General features: G+C 66.3%; 14 protein-coding genes. 10 read left to right on the forward strand and 4 right to left on the reverse strand.

Features of this window, described 5'->3' with window-relative positions:
- Positions 1-22 precede the first annotated feature (22 nt).
- Both ABC319_RS11280 and ABC319_RS11285 read left to right on the forward strand, forming a co-directional pair.
- The gene (locus ABC319_RS11280) at positions 23-919 is read left to right on the forward strand and encodes a CDP-alcohol phosphatidyltransferase family protein (RefSeq protein WP_413070316.1); all 897 of its coding nucleotides are present in this window, start codon (positions 23-25) and stop codon (positions 917-919) included.
- Between the two features lie 551 nt (positions 920-1,470).
- Entirely contained in the window at positions 1,471-2,487 is a 1,017-nt protein-coding gene (locus tag ABC319_RS11285) for an LLM class flavin-dependent oxidoreductase (RefSeq protein ID WP_413070317.1), read from the forward strand.
- A 26-nt stretch (positions 2,488-2,513) separates the two neighbouring features.
- On the opposite strand, the gene ABC319_RS11290 is transcribed toward ABC319_RS11285, so the two are convergent.
- Positions 2,514-3,107, reverse strand: a complete 594-nt coding sequence (locus ABC319_RS11290; RefSeq protein ID WP_413070318.1) for a TetR/AcrR family transcriptional regulator — start codon at positions 3,105-3,107, stop codon at positions 2,514-2,516.
- A 138-nt stretch (positions 3,108-3,245) separates the two neighbouring features.
- Here ABC319_RS11290 and ABC319_RS11295 point away from each other — a divergent pair, with 138 nt between their 5' ends.
- Both ABC319_RS11295 and ABC319_RS11300 read left to right on the forward strand, forming a co-directional pair.
- On the forward strand, positions 3,246-3,986 hold the full coding sequence (locus ABC319_RS11295) for an SDR family oxidoreductase (RefSeq protein WP_413070319.1): 741 nt from the start codon (positions 3,246-3,248) through the stop codon (positions 3,984-3,986).
- Complete coding sequence (locus ABC319_RS11300; RefSeq protein ID WP_413070320.1) at positions 3,983-5,194, forward strand: MFS transporter; 1,212 nt, start codon at positions 3,983-3,985, stop codon at positions 5,192-5,194. Before ABC319_RS11295 ends, ABC319_RS11300 begins: the two co-directional genes overlap by 4 nt.
- Positions 5,195-5,307: 113 nt before the next feature.
- On the opposite strand, the gene ABC319_RS11305 is transcribed toward ABC319_RS11300, so the two are convergent.
- Entirely contained in the window at positions 5,308-6,618 is a 1,311-nt protein-coding gene (locus tag ABC319_RS11305; protein WP_413070321.1) for a sensor histidine kinase, read from the reverse strand.
- Positions 6,619-6,643: 25 nt separating this feature from the next.
- Entirely contained in the window at positions 6,644-7,996 is a 1,353-nt protein-coding gene (locus ABC319_RS11310) for a sigma-54-dependent transcriptional regulator (protein ID WP_413070322.1), read from the reverse strand.
- Between the two features lie 222 nt (positions 7,997-8,218).
- Between ABC319_RS11310 and ABC319_RS11315 the strand changes: the two genes are divergently transcribed.
- Genes ABC319_RS11315 through ABC319_RS11335 form a run of 5 tightly spaced genes read left to right on the forward strand, consistent with a single transcriptional unit; the run spans position 8,219 to position 14,102 of the window.
- Positions 8,219-8,371, forward strand: a complete 153-nt coding sequence (locus ABC319_RS11315) for a hypothetical protein (protein WP_413070323.1) — start codon at positions 8,219-8,221, stop codon at positions 8,369-8,371.
- 56 nt (positions 8,372-8,427) lie between these two features.
- Entirely contained in the window at positions 8,428-9,705 is a 1,278-nt protein-coding gene (locus tag ABC319_RS11320) for an efflux RND transporter periplasmic adaptor subunit (protein WP_413070324.1), read from the forward strand.
- An 11-nt stretch (positions 9,706-9,716) separates the two neighbouring features.
- Entirely contained in the window at positions 9,717-10,397 is a 681-nt protein-coding gene (locus tag ABC319_RS11325; protein WP_413070325.1) for an ABC transporter ATP-binding protein, read from the forward strand.
- 14 nt (positions 10,398-10,411) lie between these two features.
- Positions 10,412-12,853 carry an ABC transporter permease gene (locus ABC319_RS11330; protein ID WP_413070326.1) on the forward strand — a complete coding sequence of 814 codons (2,442 nt, stop codon included), beginning with the start codon at positions 10,412-10,414 and terminating at the stop codon, positions 12,851-12,853.
- Entirely contained in the window at positions 12,846-14,102 is a 1,257-nt protein-coding gene (locus ABC319_RS11335; protein WP_413070327.1) for a TolC family outer membrane protein, read from the forward strand. The genes ABC319_RS11330 and ABC319_RS11335 overlap by 8 nt, the downstream gene beginning before the upstream one ends.
- Positions 14,103-14,155: 53 nt before the next feature.
- On the opposite strand, the gene ABC319_RS11340 is transcribed toward ABC319_RS11335, so the two are convergent.
- Positions 14,156-15,043: a LysR substrate-binding domain-containing protein gene (locus ABC319_RS11340; protein WP_413070328.1), complete on the reverse strand. Its 888-nt coding sequence runs from the start codon at positions 15,041-15,043 to the stop codon at positions 14,156-14,158.
- Positions 15,044-15,100: 57 nt separating this feature from the next.
- Between ABC319_RS11340 and ABC319_RS11345 the strand changes: the two genes are divergently transcribed.
- Positions 15,101-15,574, forward strand: a complete 474-nt coding sequence (locus ABC319_RS11345) for a RidA family protein (protein ID WP_413070329.1) — start codon at positions 15,101-15,103, stop codon at positions 15,572-15,574.
- The last annotated feature ends 1 nt before the right edge of the window (position 15,575 follow it).

The following is a 15,575-nucleotide window of genomic DNA, read 5'->3' on the forward strand; positions in this document are numbered from 1 at the left end:
CCGCTGGAACCGCGCTTCGGTCATGCTGGCGCTGGCCGAGGCGCGCGTCCGCCGTCCGGGCCACAGTCTGGTATTCCCGGCCAGTGCCTCGCTGCGGCTGCTCGATCGCGCCGGTCGCCAGATCCTGGCGGCCACAGGCAAAGCGGGCGACGGCATCGTCTCCCGTCACATAAATCGACCCGTCTCGCGTGCCATCAGCCAACAGCTTCTTCGCGTGCCCGGCATCAGACCATTCCATGCCAGCGTCGGAACCGCGTTGCTTGGACTGGCCATGGTATCGGCTCTGCTTTTCGGTGGAAATGCCGGCATGATTGCAGGCGCTCTGCTGTTCCAGGCGGCGTCGATCTTCGACGGTGTCGATGGGGAGATGGCGCGCGCAACCTTCCGGACGTCGAAGGAAGGCGCCAGCCTGGACAGCGTCATCGACGCCGGCACGAACCTCGCGTTCATCACGGGGGTAACCGTAAACGTCGGCCTTGCCGGCGACCTCGTCGGCGCAGCTGCGGGCACAGCATCCCTCTTGACCCTGGCGCTCGGATTGACGCTGCTGGGCAGACGAGCGCGGAACACCGGCCAAGCGGTCAACTTCGATGTGGTCAAGACGCAGTTGCGCAAGGGCGGCGCACGCTCGACCCTCACCGAATGCCTCATCCACCTGACGATGCGGGACTTCTACGCCGCAGCCTGCGCGATCCTGATCGTGGCCGGCCTGACGCATCTCGTTCTGCTCGCCTTCGCGACGGTGACGGCGGGCTGGTTCTGCGTGACCATCGCAGCCCTGACCCGGAGTTCGACCCGGCGAGGACATAGGATCCGCGGCGGCGCAGACCTGTCCGATCTGCGCGGGAGCCCGGTGGACCGCGTTTATGGAGAAGGCGGCGCGATGCTCGCCCTCGCGCCGGAGTCGAGGAGGGTATGATTTGATCGGCGCCCGTCGATCACCGTCGACATATGACGCACGGTGGATGCCGGTCGCCTGTCAGGCACATCGGTAACAATCAGCGTCGAAAGTCGATCGCCGACCGGCTTTTGTGCCTTTGGCAGATCGTCAGCAGCGTTGCGGCGCTGGTAGGGAACGCCTCGCCCGCCATGCCTCGGTAGCCCGATCGCTCGCCATATTCTTGCTAGAGAGCGACTCGCCGACGCAGTTCCGTCCGCCGTCTCCCGCCTCGTCCAGAGCCTGTGGGCGGACGCCGGTGCTTGAGACGTTGCAAGCGGCCGCCACTTGACGGGGCAGGACCCGCGCCACGCTGCGACGTTTCAAGTTCCGCTCACTGGACACACCATCCAGCAATCCGGTCACATTCGCGGGATCCACCGGCAGGCAGACGTGGAAAGTGGAGGCGACGGTGCATACCTCTCCTCCATATCGACGGCTACACTGCCTTGCGTCTTGTCACGCCTGGCGTGGGAAGCGCCGTCGTCCAACAGACGCCGGAGCGACACGCCGGCAGGTCAGGATCGAATACGATGAAGAAGATCGGCTTTCTCTCCTTCGGACACTGGTCCGATACCCGCGGCTCGGCGACACGCTCGGCCTCCGATGTGCTGCTCCAATCGATCGACCTGGCGGTCGCCGCGGAGGAGTTGGGCATCGACGGGGCATACTACCGCGTCCACCACTTCGCGCGGCAACTCGCGTCCCCCTTTCCGCTACTCGCCGCAGTCGGCGCCAAGACCAGCCGGATCGAGATCGGTACGGGCGTCATCGACATGCGATACGAGAACCCGTTCTACATGATCGAGGACGCCAGCGCCGCGGACCTGATCAGCGGTGGACGGCTGCAGCTCGGCATAAGCCGTGGATCGCCCGAGCAGGTGATAGAGGGCTGGCGGCACTTCGGCTACTCGCCGGCCGAGAACGAGACCGATGCCGACATGGGACGCCGACACGGCGAGACCTTCCTCGAGTTGCTCAAGGGAGAGGGTTTCGCTCGTCCCAATCCCCGGCCGATGTTCCCGAATCCACCGGGGCTTCTGCGCCTCGAACCACATGCTCCCGGGCTTCGCGACCGCATCTGGTGGGGGTCCGCCTCGGATGCGACCGCCGCTTGGGCCGGCCGCATGGGCATGAATCTGCAGAGTTCGACCTTGAAGGCGGATGAGACGGGCGAGCCGTTCCACGTCCAGCAAGCCAAGCAAATCCGCACCTATCGGACGGCGTGGAAGGATGCCGGCCACACTCGCGAGTCGCGGGTGTCCGTCTCGCGTTCCATCTTTGCGCTGATGAACGACATGGACCGCGCCTATTTCGGACGTGGCGAAGGCAGCGATCACGTCGGTATCATCGACGACATGCGCGCGGTCTTCGGCCGCTCATACGCGGCAGAACCCGACGCCCTGATCGAGCAGCTTAGGCAGGACGAAGGCATTGCAGAGGCCGACACACTGCTTCTCACCGTCCCGAACCAGCTCGGCGTCGACTATAACGCTCACGTGCTTGACTCCATCCTCAAGCATGTGGCGCCGGCCCTGGGATGGCGATGACCGCGAAGCTCTGAAACCCGAGAGCTTCAGCTATCCTTGGAGACGGGCGCCGCACGCTTGGCTCCGGCCAGTGCAGGCCAGGCGGTCAATGCCGAACGGGCGATGTCCTCGAGCATCGCCCGTGTGGCACCGTCACGAGCCTGGATCGACATGCCCTGCTGCACCGTCACGAAGAAGCGCGCGATCAGTACAGGATCGGCATCTGGCGCGACCTCCCCGCGCTCGATGCCTCCTTTGATCCGGCGCGCCAGGTCCTGCGTGTTCCGCTCGCGCATAGCGACCAGCTCCGCGCGCCATCCTTCGTTCATGCTGTTCGGATGCAGGCCGGCCAATGTCACGAGACATCCGCTCGGCCTGTCCGCTCGACTGAATGCGTGGGCAGTGGTCATCAGGAACGCCTCCACCGCCCCGTAAGCGGTTTCCTCCCCCCTGACGGCACTCCAGATGTCTGCCCCTTCAATCGCCAGATACCGTTCCAGCGCCTCCCGGAACAATGCCTCCTTGGATCCGAACGCCGCATAGATACTCGGCGATCCAATACCCATTGCGGCAATCAGGTCGTTCATCGACGATCCCTCGAAGCCCTTTGCCCAGAACACCTCCGTCGCACGCGCGAGCACGTCCTCGCGGTCGAACGTTCTCGGCCTTCCTCGCGCACCCAACAGCCTTACTCCTTTATGTGTCGATCAACATATATGTCACTTGACACATAACGTAAGCTTCTAATTTCTGTGTCAATCAACACAGAAAGGTTAGCGATGTCTGTCCTTCTCGGAAAATGCGCGTTCATAAGCGGAGCGAGCCGTGGAATAGGCAACGCCGTAGCTCGTCGCCTTGCGCAGGATGGCGCGGCGGTCGCAATCGGTTACGAGCGATCGGCCGATGCAGCGGCGGCTCTCGCCCGTGAGATCGAGGGAAACGGCGGGCGCGCCGTCACGGTCCAGATGGACGCAGCGGACCCGGCCTCGATAAGCCATGCGATCGGGTCCGCCGCCGACCAGCTCGGTGGACTGGACATTCTGGTCAACAACGCCGGTATCTGGCGCGCCGCCCCCGTCGCCGAACTGACCCTCGACGATGTCGACGCGACCCTCGCTGTCAACGTCCGGGGCGTCATCCTCGCCACACAGGCGGCGCTGCCGCACATTCCCGAAGGCGGCCGCATCATCTCGATCGGCAGCAATCTCGCCAGCCGAGTGCCCGATGCCGGTCTGAGCCTCTACGCGGCCAGCAAGGCCGCACTTGTCGGCTGGACGAAGGGCCTGGCGCGTGATCTCGGCGCCAGGGGCATCACGGCCAACCTGGTACATCCGGGCTCGACCGACACCGACATGAACCCCGCCGACGGCCCGCAAGCGGAAGCGCAACGAAGGCGCATGGCGATCAAGCAATATGGACGGGCCGAGGACGTGGCGGCGCTGGTCGCGTTCGTCGCGAGCCCCGCGGCGCACTTCATCAACGGTGCCGAGCTCACCATCGACGGCGGGGCCAACGCATGACCCCCGCCGGCGCCTCTGCCGGATCTATGCTCAACCGGGCCCTGCTGCTGCTCGCACCGGCGATCACGATCGTGGTCGCGACCGAGTTCATCGTGGTCGGGCTCCTGCCGCTGATCGCGCGGGACATGCACCTGCCACTTGCGAAAGCGGGAGAGCTGGTCGGGTGGTGGGCATTTTCGGCAGCGGTGATCGGACCCGCCGTCACGCTCTTCGCCAGCCGGCGCTCGCCCGGCCTGGTCCTGATCGCGACCCTGCTCCTGTTCACGATCGGCAACGCGGTGCTCGCCCTCTCAAACAGCTTCGGGGTGATGCTGTTGATGAGAGTCATTCAGGGCGCCATGCTGCCCGCCTTCGTCAGCGTCGGCGCCTCGATCGTGACCCGGCTCTCACCTGCCGCCGAGCGCGGCAAGGACCTGGCCCGTGCCAACATCGGCTTCGTCCTCGGGGTACTGCTGGCCTTGCCCGCCGGGGTGGCGCTGGCGCAAGGCGGTGACTGGCGGCTTCCGTTTTTCGTGCTCGCGATCGCCTCGCTGCCTATGGCGGCGCTCATCGCCCTCCTGTTTCCCGCGATTCCGCGGGATGTCGCGCCAAGCATTGCCGGCCAGATCGGTCTGCTGCGCCAGCCCCTGTTCCTGTCCCACCTGGCCTTGTCCGTCCTGCTTTTTGCGACGATGTTCGCGGCTTACACCTACATCGGCGCCTGGATGGAAGGGGCGCTTGCGCTGTCGGTATGGTCCGTAGCCATCGCGCTCTTCCTGTTCGGCATCGCGGGCCTCGCCGGCAACAGAATTGCCGGGCGAGCCGCCGACGGCATGCCGCTGCGCGCGACGTCGATCGCGATCGTGACACTCGTGGTCGCGGTCAATCTGGCAGTGCTCGCCAAACCTTCGGTCCTGCTCGCCGCCGTTCCGCTCGCCGCCTGGGGGGTCACCCATACCGCCAGCGTGACGCTCAGCCAGGTACGGGTAACGCTGGCCGGCGCCAACGCTCCCGCCTTCGCCATGACCATGAACATCTCGGCCGCGAACCTCGGCATCGCGATCGGCACTTTTGGCGGCGGATGGCTGATCGACCGGCAAGGTGTCGGCGCGATCGGCCTGGCCCCGATCGGGTTCGTCATCCTCGCGCTGCCGCTTGCGGCCTCCATCGGACGGAGCGTGGCCAGCCCGGTACCGTCCCGACCGGTGCCCGCCGCTACCCATGATTGATCGCCCCCGGCCCAGCGGCAGTGACAATAACCATAGTCTCGGTAATGCCGACGACCGGCGCACTGCGACGTTCTTGCCGATCAGTCGCTAAATGTCTGCAGCTGGCCCTCTTGCTACCGCCGCGCACTTGTCGGCAGGAGCAGGTCGATGCCGCTGGCGTCTGCGCGGGAGATCGCGATCTGACCACCGTGTAGCAGCACGATCTGCCGCGCGAAGCTGAGACCGATACCGGTGCCGGTCGCCTTGGTAGTGAAGAACGGCAGAAAGACCTCGTGGTGCAGGGGGGGCGGGATCCCCGGTCCGGTGTCGATCACGCTCAGCCGGATACGGCCGTCCGCCTGCATCGCGGAGATCAGCGTGACCGCTGGCTCAGCAATATCGACCATCGCCTCCGCCGCATTTTTCAGCAGGTTGAGCAGCACCTGGGTTAGCAGCGCGACGTCGCCGTCGATCGCCGCGACGCGTGGATCGGCCACGATGGTAACCGGGACCGCCGCACCCAGCGAGGTGGCGGCAAACAATCGCGCGACCTGGTCGAGCCAGTTCGCCAGCTCGATCGGCTCGCGGACCAGGACCGGCGCCTCGCTGAAACCCTTGTAGCTCTCGACGAAGCGCTCGAGTTCGGCGGCGCGGCGAGCGACAGCGGCGGCGGCCAGCCTCGCATCGGCTATCCCTGGCGCGAGCGCCGGGTCGAGCGCGTCGGTCAGCCTGTGCGCAGTTGCCGCGAGCGATGTTACCGGCGTCAGCGAGTTCATGATCTCGTGCGTCAGCACCCGCACCAGGTCAATCTGGGCGGTCAGTTCGGCGCGGTCGAGCTCGGGCTGGACTACACGGACCGCGACGATCCGCCGGAGTGCGCCCGCCGCCTCCAGGAATGTGGCATCGAGCGACACACGTTGGGTTACGCCATCGATGGTCAGCAGCGAGAGCCGCGGATCGCCCGGGGTCACTGCCACGAGATCGGTGACGAAGGCCGACGCGACCGACGCGAGAGTGGCCATCGACAGTGAGCCGCTGCGTCCGAAAAGCCGGCGTGCCGCCTTGTTTACGATCGCGACCGTGTCGCCGTCGAGCACCAGCAGCGCGATCGGAGCGCCATCTGCCAATGCCTCGGCAAAGTGCGCCGAAGCCGCGCTGTCCGCGCGCTCTGCGCGCAGCCGTGCCAGCGCACGATCATAGGCGGCGGCGACGAGCCCGAAGCTGCTGCCGTCTGCCCAGCGCTGGAACGACTGGGTCAGGTCGCCACGCTCCAGCGCGGTGACGAAGCGCGCGAGTTCCGCATTGTCGTGATGGACGAGCGTCCACAGTCCGTACAGCGCCACCCCCATCCCGAGCATCGCCAACAGCGTCGCAGCCGGCGCCTGCCCCCAGACGAGCAGCAGCGCGACTGCGACGGTAGCGGCAAACAGCAGCGCGGTCCGCACCGCCAGTCGGCTCGCGAACCTGGACCTAGAGATTGTGCTTCTCCATCCGCCGGTAGAGCGCGCCGCGCGAGAGACCGAGTTCGGCGGCGGCGATGGAAATGTTGAAAGCATGTTTGCGCAACGCCTGCTCGATCAGCTGGCGCTCGGCGCGTTCCAGGTTGAGGTCGCCAGCGGCAGAGGGGACGGGTGTAGCGATGCGCCCGAGCGGAAAATCGGCCAGGCCGTAGGCATCACCCTCAGCGAGGATGACGGCCCGTTCCGCCGCATGGCGAAGCGCACGAACGTTCCCCGGCCAGTCGTGGCGGGTCAGCGCCGCAAGTACGTCCGCAGGCAAGTGTCGATCGGGTTTTGCGTAGCGCTGCCGATACTCGGCAAGGAACGTGGCCAGCAGTAGCGGGATGTCTTCGGGCCGCTCGCGAAGCGGCGGCAGTTCGATTTCGACGGTGTTGAGCCTGAACAGCAGGTCTGCGCGGAACTGGCGCTCGTCGGCGAGCTCGGCGGGGGCCACATTGGTCGCTGAAATCACCCGCACATCGATCGGCACCGGTCGATTGGCGCCGACCGGGGTCACCCGCCGCTGCTCGAGTGCGGTCAGCAGCTTGGGCTGAAGGTGAAGCGGCATGTTGCCGATCTCGTCGAGGAACAACGTGCCGCCGTCTGCTGCCTGGAAGCGGCCCGTGCGGTCTGACCGCGCATCGGTGAAGGCGCCCTTCACATGGCCGAACAGCTCGGAGTCGAACAACGTCTCCGCCACGGCGCCGAGGTCGACCGTGACCAGTTCGCCCGCGGCGCGGTGTGAAAGGCGATGGATCTCCCGTGCGACCAGTTCCTTGCCGGTGCCGTTTTCACCCAGGATAAGGATATTGGCCTCTGTCGGCGCGGCCTTGTCGATCAGCGACTGCACCCGCGCCATCGACGGCGACTGGCCGAGCAGCAGTGATCCTCCCGCCGCAAGAGGCGCCGGGTTGTCGGACCCGCGGCGCGAGCGACCGAGCGCGGCGGCGTTGCGGACGGTGGCGAGCAGCCGGTCGTTGTTCCAGGGCTTGGACACGAAGTCGGTCGCGCCGTGCTTCATCGCAGCGACCGCGATCGCGACGCTGCTGTGCGCGGTGATCATCACCACCGCCGCTGCCGGATCGGCTTGCATGATCGCGGCCAGCCACCGGAAACCCTCCGCCCCGTTCGTCGCGCCACGTGCGTAATTGGCGTCGAGCAGCACCGCATCGGCATGCCGCCCGGCGAGCGACGCCACCGCCTGCGCGGGGTCCGTGAAGGTCACAACTTCCGCAAACAGGGACGCGAGCAGCAGCCGCGCCGACAGCAGGATGTCAGCGTCGTCGTCGATCACGAGGCACAGGTCGAAACGTGGAGCGGGCATGTCAGATTGTGTGGACATACCGTGTTTGTAATCAAGATGCGTGCCATTGTCCGGCTCCGGGCGCCGTTTCGGACCACATGACCGATCGCGGACACATGGCGAGCATCATCATTTGATGCGGGCGCCGGCAACCCGCTCAGAATCCACACGAGTTCTGGAATGGCACAAGGCCTGCAAGGCTGCTTGCGTCGGCGACCAGCGTCGGCGGAAAGGATCAATCCGATGACGACTTTTCAGACCCGCATCGTCAGTGCCGCGCTCAGCGTCGGAGGCACCTTCGCTCTAGTGGCATTCGCCAGCCCGCAGGTCGCACCGCGCATGATCGGGTTTGCCGCTGCGCCGGTGTCGATCGGCGCTCTGACCGTCGTCGGCTGAGCGGACTGACCGGAAATGGACAGTTGGCGTCCGCTATTGAACAATGGAGTGACTCAGTGAGCTCGCCTAGCCCGGCGCCCGTCAGCGGGTCGCAGATGGACCGCCGCGTCGAGCGGCCGCGCACCTTTTGGACACGCCAGGTTCGCTGGCTGGCGGGCGGTCTGGCCGCAATCGGCATCGTGCTCGCGTTCTGGTGGCTGCTGCCCGCGTCGGGTTCTACCGATGTCGCCGCCGCCGACGTCGAGTTCGGCACCATCCGGCGCGCGCCTTTCAAGGACATAATACCGGTACGCGCCACCGTCGAACCCGGCGTCTCGACCTTCGTCGGGGTGATCTCGGGCGGGCAGGTCGAACGGCTGCTCGTTCAGGATGGTGCTTCCGTCGTTGCGGGTCAGGCGCTGGCAAGCCTCGCCAATCCGCAGCTGAAGCTCGACATCCTGACACGCGAGGCAGCAATCGCGGCGCAGCTCGGCACCGTGTCGGGCGAGGATCTGAGCCTGGAGCGCGGCTCGCGTGACCGCGATACGCAGGTCGCCGGCGCCGACTACGACCTGATCAAGGCACGTCGGGATCTTCAGATCCGCCAGCAACTGCACGACCAGGGCTTCCTGTCGCCCGCCGGACTGAAGAGCTACCAGGAAGAGGCGACCTATCAGCAGAAGCGCGCGGCGCAGTTGCACGCCGCCGAGGGTGCCGAGCGCGGAATCGCGCGGTTGCAGGCGGGGCGACTGGCCGAAACCCGTGCGCAGCTGACGCGAAACCTGGCGGCCGTGCGCGAGAGCCTGGGCTCACTGATACTGCGGGCGCCGGCAACAGGAAGACTGACCAACTTCACGATACAGCCCGGCCAGGCGCTGAAGCCAGGCGATCCTGCAGGGCAGGTCGACAGCGAAGGATCGTGGAAGCTGGTCGCTGACGTCGACGAATATTATCTGGGTCGGGTCCGGATCGGCCAACGGGCGAGTGGCGACGGAGATCTGGCACTGGTGGTCAGCAAGGTGCTCCCCGCGGTAACCAACGGTCGCTTCCGGATCGAATTGCGCTTGCAGGGCAAGGCACCTGCGCTGAACCGCGGGCAGACGCTCGACGTGCGCGTGACACTGGGCGCGACACGCACCGCAATTCTCGCCCCCGTTGGCGGATGGCTCGACAGCGGCGGCGGCACCTCGGTCTTCGTGGTCGACGCGAGCAATCGCCACGCCGTTCGCCGTGCGATCCGCATCGGCGCACGCACCCCGGAACAGGTCGAGATCCTGTCGGGGCTCAATCCCGGCGACCGCATGGTCACCTCCGCCACCACCGTCGTCAAGGGCGACGTCTTAAACCTCAAGTGAACGGAACGAATATGATCCGCCTCGAATCGATTCAACGCCGCTATATCTCCGATCAGGTCGAGACGACCGCACTCGCCGATATCGATCTCGCCGTCGCAGGCGGCGAGTTCGTCGCCATCATGGGACCGTCGGGCTGCGGGAAATCGACGCTGCTCAACACGCTCGGCACGGTCGATCGGCCAAGTACGGGTCGCTACCTGTTCGATGGTCAGGATCTGGCGGCGCTCGGCGAGGCGGCGCTGGCGCAGTTTCGCGCAGGTACGCTCGGCTTCGTGTTCCAGAGCTTCAACCTGATCGACGACCTGACGATCGCGGAGAACGTCGCGCTCGGCCTTGCCTATCGCAAAAAGGTGGGCGGGGATCGCAAGGCACGGATCGCCGCCGCGATGGACCGGGTCGGCATCTCGCACCGGGCACGCCATTTCCCGCATCAGCTGTCGGGCGGGCAGCAACAGCGCGCGGCGATCGCGCGCGCGATCGTTGGCGACCCCAAGCTGATCCTTGCGGACGAGCCCACCGGTAACCTCGACACCGAGAACGGGGCGCAAGTGATGGACATCCTGACCGCGCTCAACCGAGACGGCGCGACGATCGTCATGGTCACGCACTCGCCCGCGCACGCCGACTATGCCGGCCGACGCATCGACATGCTGGACGGACGCATCGTCGCCTCGGTCGCACGCGCGATCTGACAGGGAATCAATCCATGAACCGCATCGCTCTCACTGCCTTCTGGCGGAGCCTGGTCCGCCACCGGCTGTATGCCGCGATCAACATCGGTGGGCTGGCCATCGGGATCGCCGTCTTCCTGGTGCTGACGATCTACGTCCGCTTCGAGTCGGGATACGAGAAGTGGCTGCCGGGTTGGCAGAACATCTACCTCGTGCAGTCGAGCGGCGGCGAGCGGCCACTCGACAACAATACGCCGGTGGCGCTGTGGAGTGCAGTCTCGCGCGATCGGCCCGAGCTGGTCGGTACCCGGGTGTGGGATCGCACCGGCACGGTGATCAAGGACGGGATCGGTCTCAGCGAGCAAATCGCCTTTGTGGACGCCGATTTCCCCAAGTTGTTCGCGCTGCCCGTCGTTGCGGGCGATTTGACCAATGCCTTTGCCGATCCGTCCAACATCGTGCTGACGCAAGATACCGCAACGAAATATTTCGAGACCAGAGATCCGCTGGGACGCACCATGACCGTCAATGTCGGCGGCACCGCGCGGACCTTTCGCGTGGCGGCGGTCGTCGCCAAACTACCGCACGACACCGACCTTGGTTTCGGCATGCTCGCGCGACTGACGATCGGCAATGATCCGAAGGCTCCCGGCTATCGCGACGAACACGAATGGAGTTCATTCAGCCCGCAGACCTTTGTGCGGATCACCGATCCGGCCGGGGTGCCGCGCGTTGCGCGCGACATCCAGGAGGTTTCGGATCGCCATTCCGCCAGCGAAACGCCGAGCAGCCCCGGGGCGACCATCCGCACCGCGCTTCAGCCATTGGCAGACGGTCATCTGGATGAGCCCGGCGCGAAGCTGGCGCTGACGACGATCGGCATCGTCGGAGTGCTGACGCTACTGATTGCGATCGTGAACTATGTGAATCTTGCCACCGCACGCGCCGGATTGCGCGCGCGCGAGGTGGCCATGCGCAAGGTTCTGGGGGCGGATCGCGCGACGCTGCTGCGCCACTATCTGGTCGAGTCGGTAGCGACCACCGCGATCGCCGCGGTGATCGGGCTCGCACTGGCCGAGCTGGCGATGCCGGTCGTCAATGCGGCATCCGGCTTGACGCTCGACATCGCATACTTTGGCTGGAACGGCGTGTTGCTGCCGCTTGTAGCAGTCATTCTCGTCGTCGGGATCGCCGCAGGCATCTACCCGGCGCTGGTGCTGAGCCGCATTCCGGCGGCGTCAGTACTGGCCGCGGCGCGCTCGCCCGGCGGTGGTCGCGCAGGCACACGGGTGCGGGAAGGGCTGGTGGTGGCGCAGTTCGCGATCGCGATCGCCTTCGTTATCGGCACCTTCGTGCTGACCGCGCAGACGCGCCATCTGCGCCAGGCCGATGTCGGGTATGCTCGTGACGGGCTGATGCTCGTGATGTCCCTCCAATATGGCGCCCTGAGCGACGGGCAGCGCAACACACTGATGCATCGCTTCGCGCAACTGCCGGGCGTATCGTCGAGCGCCGTCGCCAACAACGTGCCGGGACCGGGCTCCTTCAAGGCGTTGACCAACATCGCGGTTCCCGGGATGCCGGGCGAAGGTCCCAATCTGCGCTACTTCCAGACTATGCCGGGCTTTTTCAAGACGATGCAGGCACGCATGATCGCCGGCAGGTTGTTCGACGCATCGCGCCAGGCGGACGTGAACACCAACTACGCGGCGCAGTTTACCAGTGGCTTCACGGGACCTTATCGACCACACAACATCGTCATCAACCGGACGGCTCTTTCCGCGCTGCGCATTCCGTCACCGGAGGCGGCGATCGGGCGCACCTTCGTCACCCCCGACAGCCCGACGCGCACCATCATCGGCGTGATCGAGGACATGCGGTTCGACGATGCTCGCGAGCCGATCCCGCCGAGTTACTACGAGTTCGTAACCGAGTATCCGCAGTCTCCAAGTGCGATCCTGCGCTTCTCCGGTGACCCGCTCGCCCTGCGCAGTGCGGTGCAGGCAGTGTGGCGCGAGGAAGCGCCGGCAGTGCCGTTCGAGGCGCGAACCGCACTGCAGAATATGGAGCGAATGTACCGGACCGATGATCGTTCGGCGCGGCTGTTCACGATCGGGGCCGTGCTGGCGGTTGTCATCGGCTGTGTCGGCCTGTGGGGCCTGGCCTCTTTCAACACCGCGCGGCGCGTCAAGGAGGTCGGAATCCGCAAGACGCTGGGAGCCTCGTCGGGCGATATCGTCCGGCTGTTGGTGGGGCAGTTTCTGCGCCCGGTGTTGCTGGCGAACTTGGTCGCCTGGCCGCTTGCCTATCTGGCCATGCGAACCTGGCTGGCGGGGTTCGACGACCGGATCGCGCTGTCCCCGCTGTACTTCGTCGGAGCGACCGTGCTGGCCACCGTGATCGCGGTGGGCACCGTGATCGCCCAGTCGATCCGCGCCTCGCGCGCTACTCCCGCCTGGGCACTACGCCATGAATAGGACGTTTGCCTGGCTGGCCGCGGCCAGTCTCGGAGCGGGCCCCGTGTCGGCTGAGACGCTGCGCGAGGCGGTCGATGCGGCGATCGCGGGAAACCCGACGCTGGCCGCAGCGGGCGCGCGCCAGGACGCGCTCGCAGAGAGCCCGGAACAGGCGCGTGCGATCGGCAGGCTGACTGCGGCGACGGACGTGGGGGCGGGCTATGATCGGCTCGATTACGGCCGCGGCGGGATCGGGTCGGTGGCGGCGACATTGCCGATCTGGACCGGTGGGCGGGTGCGCAGCGCCGTGCGTGCCAGCAGTGCCGACGTTGCCGCGGGTAGCGAGGGGGTGCGCGACACGCTGGCGCAGGTTCTGGTCGAGGTGGTCGCCACCTACGGCGATCTGCTGCTCCAGCAGCAGGCGGTGGCGATCGCCGGCGCCCAGATCGCGTTGCTCGACGGACAGGTGGGCGAGGCGCAGGCCCGCTTCGACCTGGGAACCGGCACGCTGACCGACGTCGCGCGCCTGACCGCGCAACGCGACTCCGCGCGCTCGAACCAGGCGGCGGCGGAGGCCGCGCAAGCCGCGGCGGCAGCACAGTATCGCGCGATCGTCGGGCGTGACCCGGGCAGGCTGGTGGTGCCGGACACCTCACTGGCTCAACTGCCAGCCACGCGCGAGGAGGCGCGCACGCGCGCGGCTGCGGCGAACCCGCTGCTGCGTCAGGCGGCGTCCGCGCGCGATGCCGCCGATGCGCGAATCGGCGTCGCACGCGCGAACGGGGCTCCCAGCCTCGATCTGATCGGAAGCTATGCCTACGGGCTGGGTACCGCCCGCGGCTACGAAAGCGGCTTCAATCGCAGCGCGTCGGCCGGGCTGGGGCTGCGTATCCCGCTGCTGACCGGAGGACTCGTCGCGTCACAGGTCCGGCAGGCGCAAGCCGATGCACGCGCCGCCCGCTTCGACCTGGACGCCGCCGAGCGTGAAGCAATCCGCGCCGCCGACACGGCTTGGGCCAACCTGGTCGCGGCACGCGCCCGGGTCACTGCCGATCGGGCCGCCGTCACGGCTGCGGAGCAGGCGTTGGCGGGCATTCGCGCCGAATACGCCTATGCGCTGCGGACCACGCTCGACATCGTCATCGCCGATCAGAGTCTCCGGGCGGCGCAACTCGCACTCGCCAGCAGCCGGCGCGATTTGACGGTGTTCGAGGCGGCATTGCTCCGCGCGACCGGTTCGCTCGACGGCACCTCTTTCGCCGTCCGCTGACGGCACTTTCGGCCTTCTGGCAATCACGATCGTATGACCAGTCTCAGTCACATTCAGGCAAGCGAGCCCGCCTCGGAAAGCAACCAGCGCAAGGCAGCATCGACTGCCGCGTTTGCCTCACCCTCCTTCGTGAGAAGGTGGTGGCGAAAACCCGTGATCGATGGAGCGAACGGTGCGATGAGGTGGCCTGCCGCAAGCTCGTCACTGACCAGCGGGAGGCTTGCGAGCGCGATGCCCTGACCGGCAACGGCAGCCTGGAGCGCATGACTTTCCTCCGAGAAGCGCAGAGAGGGGGGCTCCGCGGGAGCCTGCAGGCCCGCCGCGGCGAACCAGCGCGGCCAGGTCGGATTGTCCACATGGTGCCGGCGCCACTGGAACTCGATCAGCGGCCGTCGCGCCAGATCCGCAACGCTGTCGACCTGCAGCATGGGATTGAAGACCGGCGCGAAGCGATCGGCAAACAGCGGAAAGACTTTCAAGCCTGGATAGGGGCCGACCCCGTATCGGATGGCTATGTCGACGCCTGCCGCAGAAAGATCGACGACGTCGTCCGACGCCTGCATCTGAAGGTCGATGTTTGGGTGCAACGCACGGAAATGGGCCACGCGCGGGACCAGCCATCTGGCGGTGAACGCACCCGTAGCCGAGATCGTGACCTGGGCGCGGTTCCGCCGCCGCGTAAGACGCCCGAGCACGTCCGCAAAAGCGTCGAAACCATCCCGCAGAACAGGATAGAGTTGTGCACCCGCCTCGGTCAGCACGACCTTGCGGGTGCGGCGCTCGAAGAGTGCTAGCCCGCTATTCTCCTCAAGCGCGCGAATTTGGTGACTGACGGCAGTCGGCGTGACGGCAAGTTCCTGGGCAGCCAGCTTGAAGCTACCGGGGCGAGCGGCCGCCTCGAAGGCGCGGAGCGCCGAGAGTGGCGGAAGGCGTCGTGCCATGGCTGAGCATGCCTCATCTGTCGGATGACGATTCGGCGTTTGTCATAGACGAGCCGGATGCCGATCTTCCAGCCATCAAGGCGGGTGACGATCAGTCCACTTCGCTTGACCCCGATGGAAAGGAACAAGACGATGAAGCTGGAGCGTGTAGAAACCACTCCCGACAATTATGCCCCGTTTCTGCTGTCGCAGGGCATAAAGTTCGGCAATCTACTCTTCATTTCCGGTCAGGCCGGCGCCGGTGATGACGGGAAGGTCGTCGAGGGTGGCTTCCGGGCGCAGGGAAGGCAGGCCTTTGCGAACCTGCGCCGCGCGCTGGAGGCTGGCGGATCAAGTCTCGATGACGTCATCAAGGTGACGATCTTCATCACGGACATGGGCAATTTCAAGGACGTCGTCGAACTGCGCCGCGAGTTCTTTTCGGAGCCTTATCCCGCCGACACGATCGCGGAAGTACGGGCGCTCTACGACCCCGAGGTCATGATCGAGATCGAGGCCATCGCCGCAGTCCGCAACAGCAAGGACGATTGAG

It is taken from the genome of Sphingomonas phoenicis (genome assembly GCF_047238005.1).
In the GTDB taxonomy this organism is placed as follows: domain Bacteria; phylum Pseudomonadota; class Alphaproteobacteria; order Sphingomonadales; family Sphingomonadaceae; genus Sphingomonas.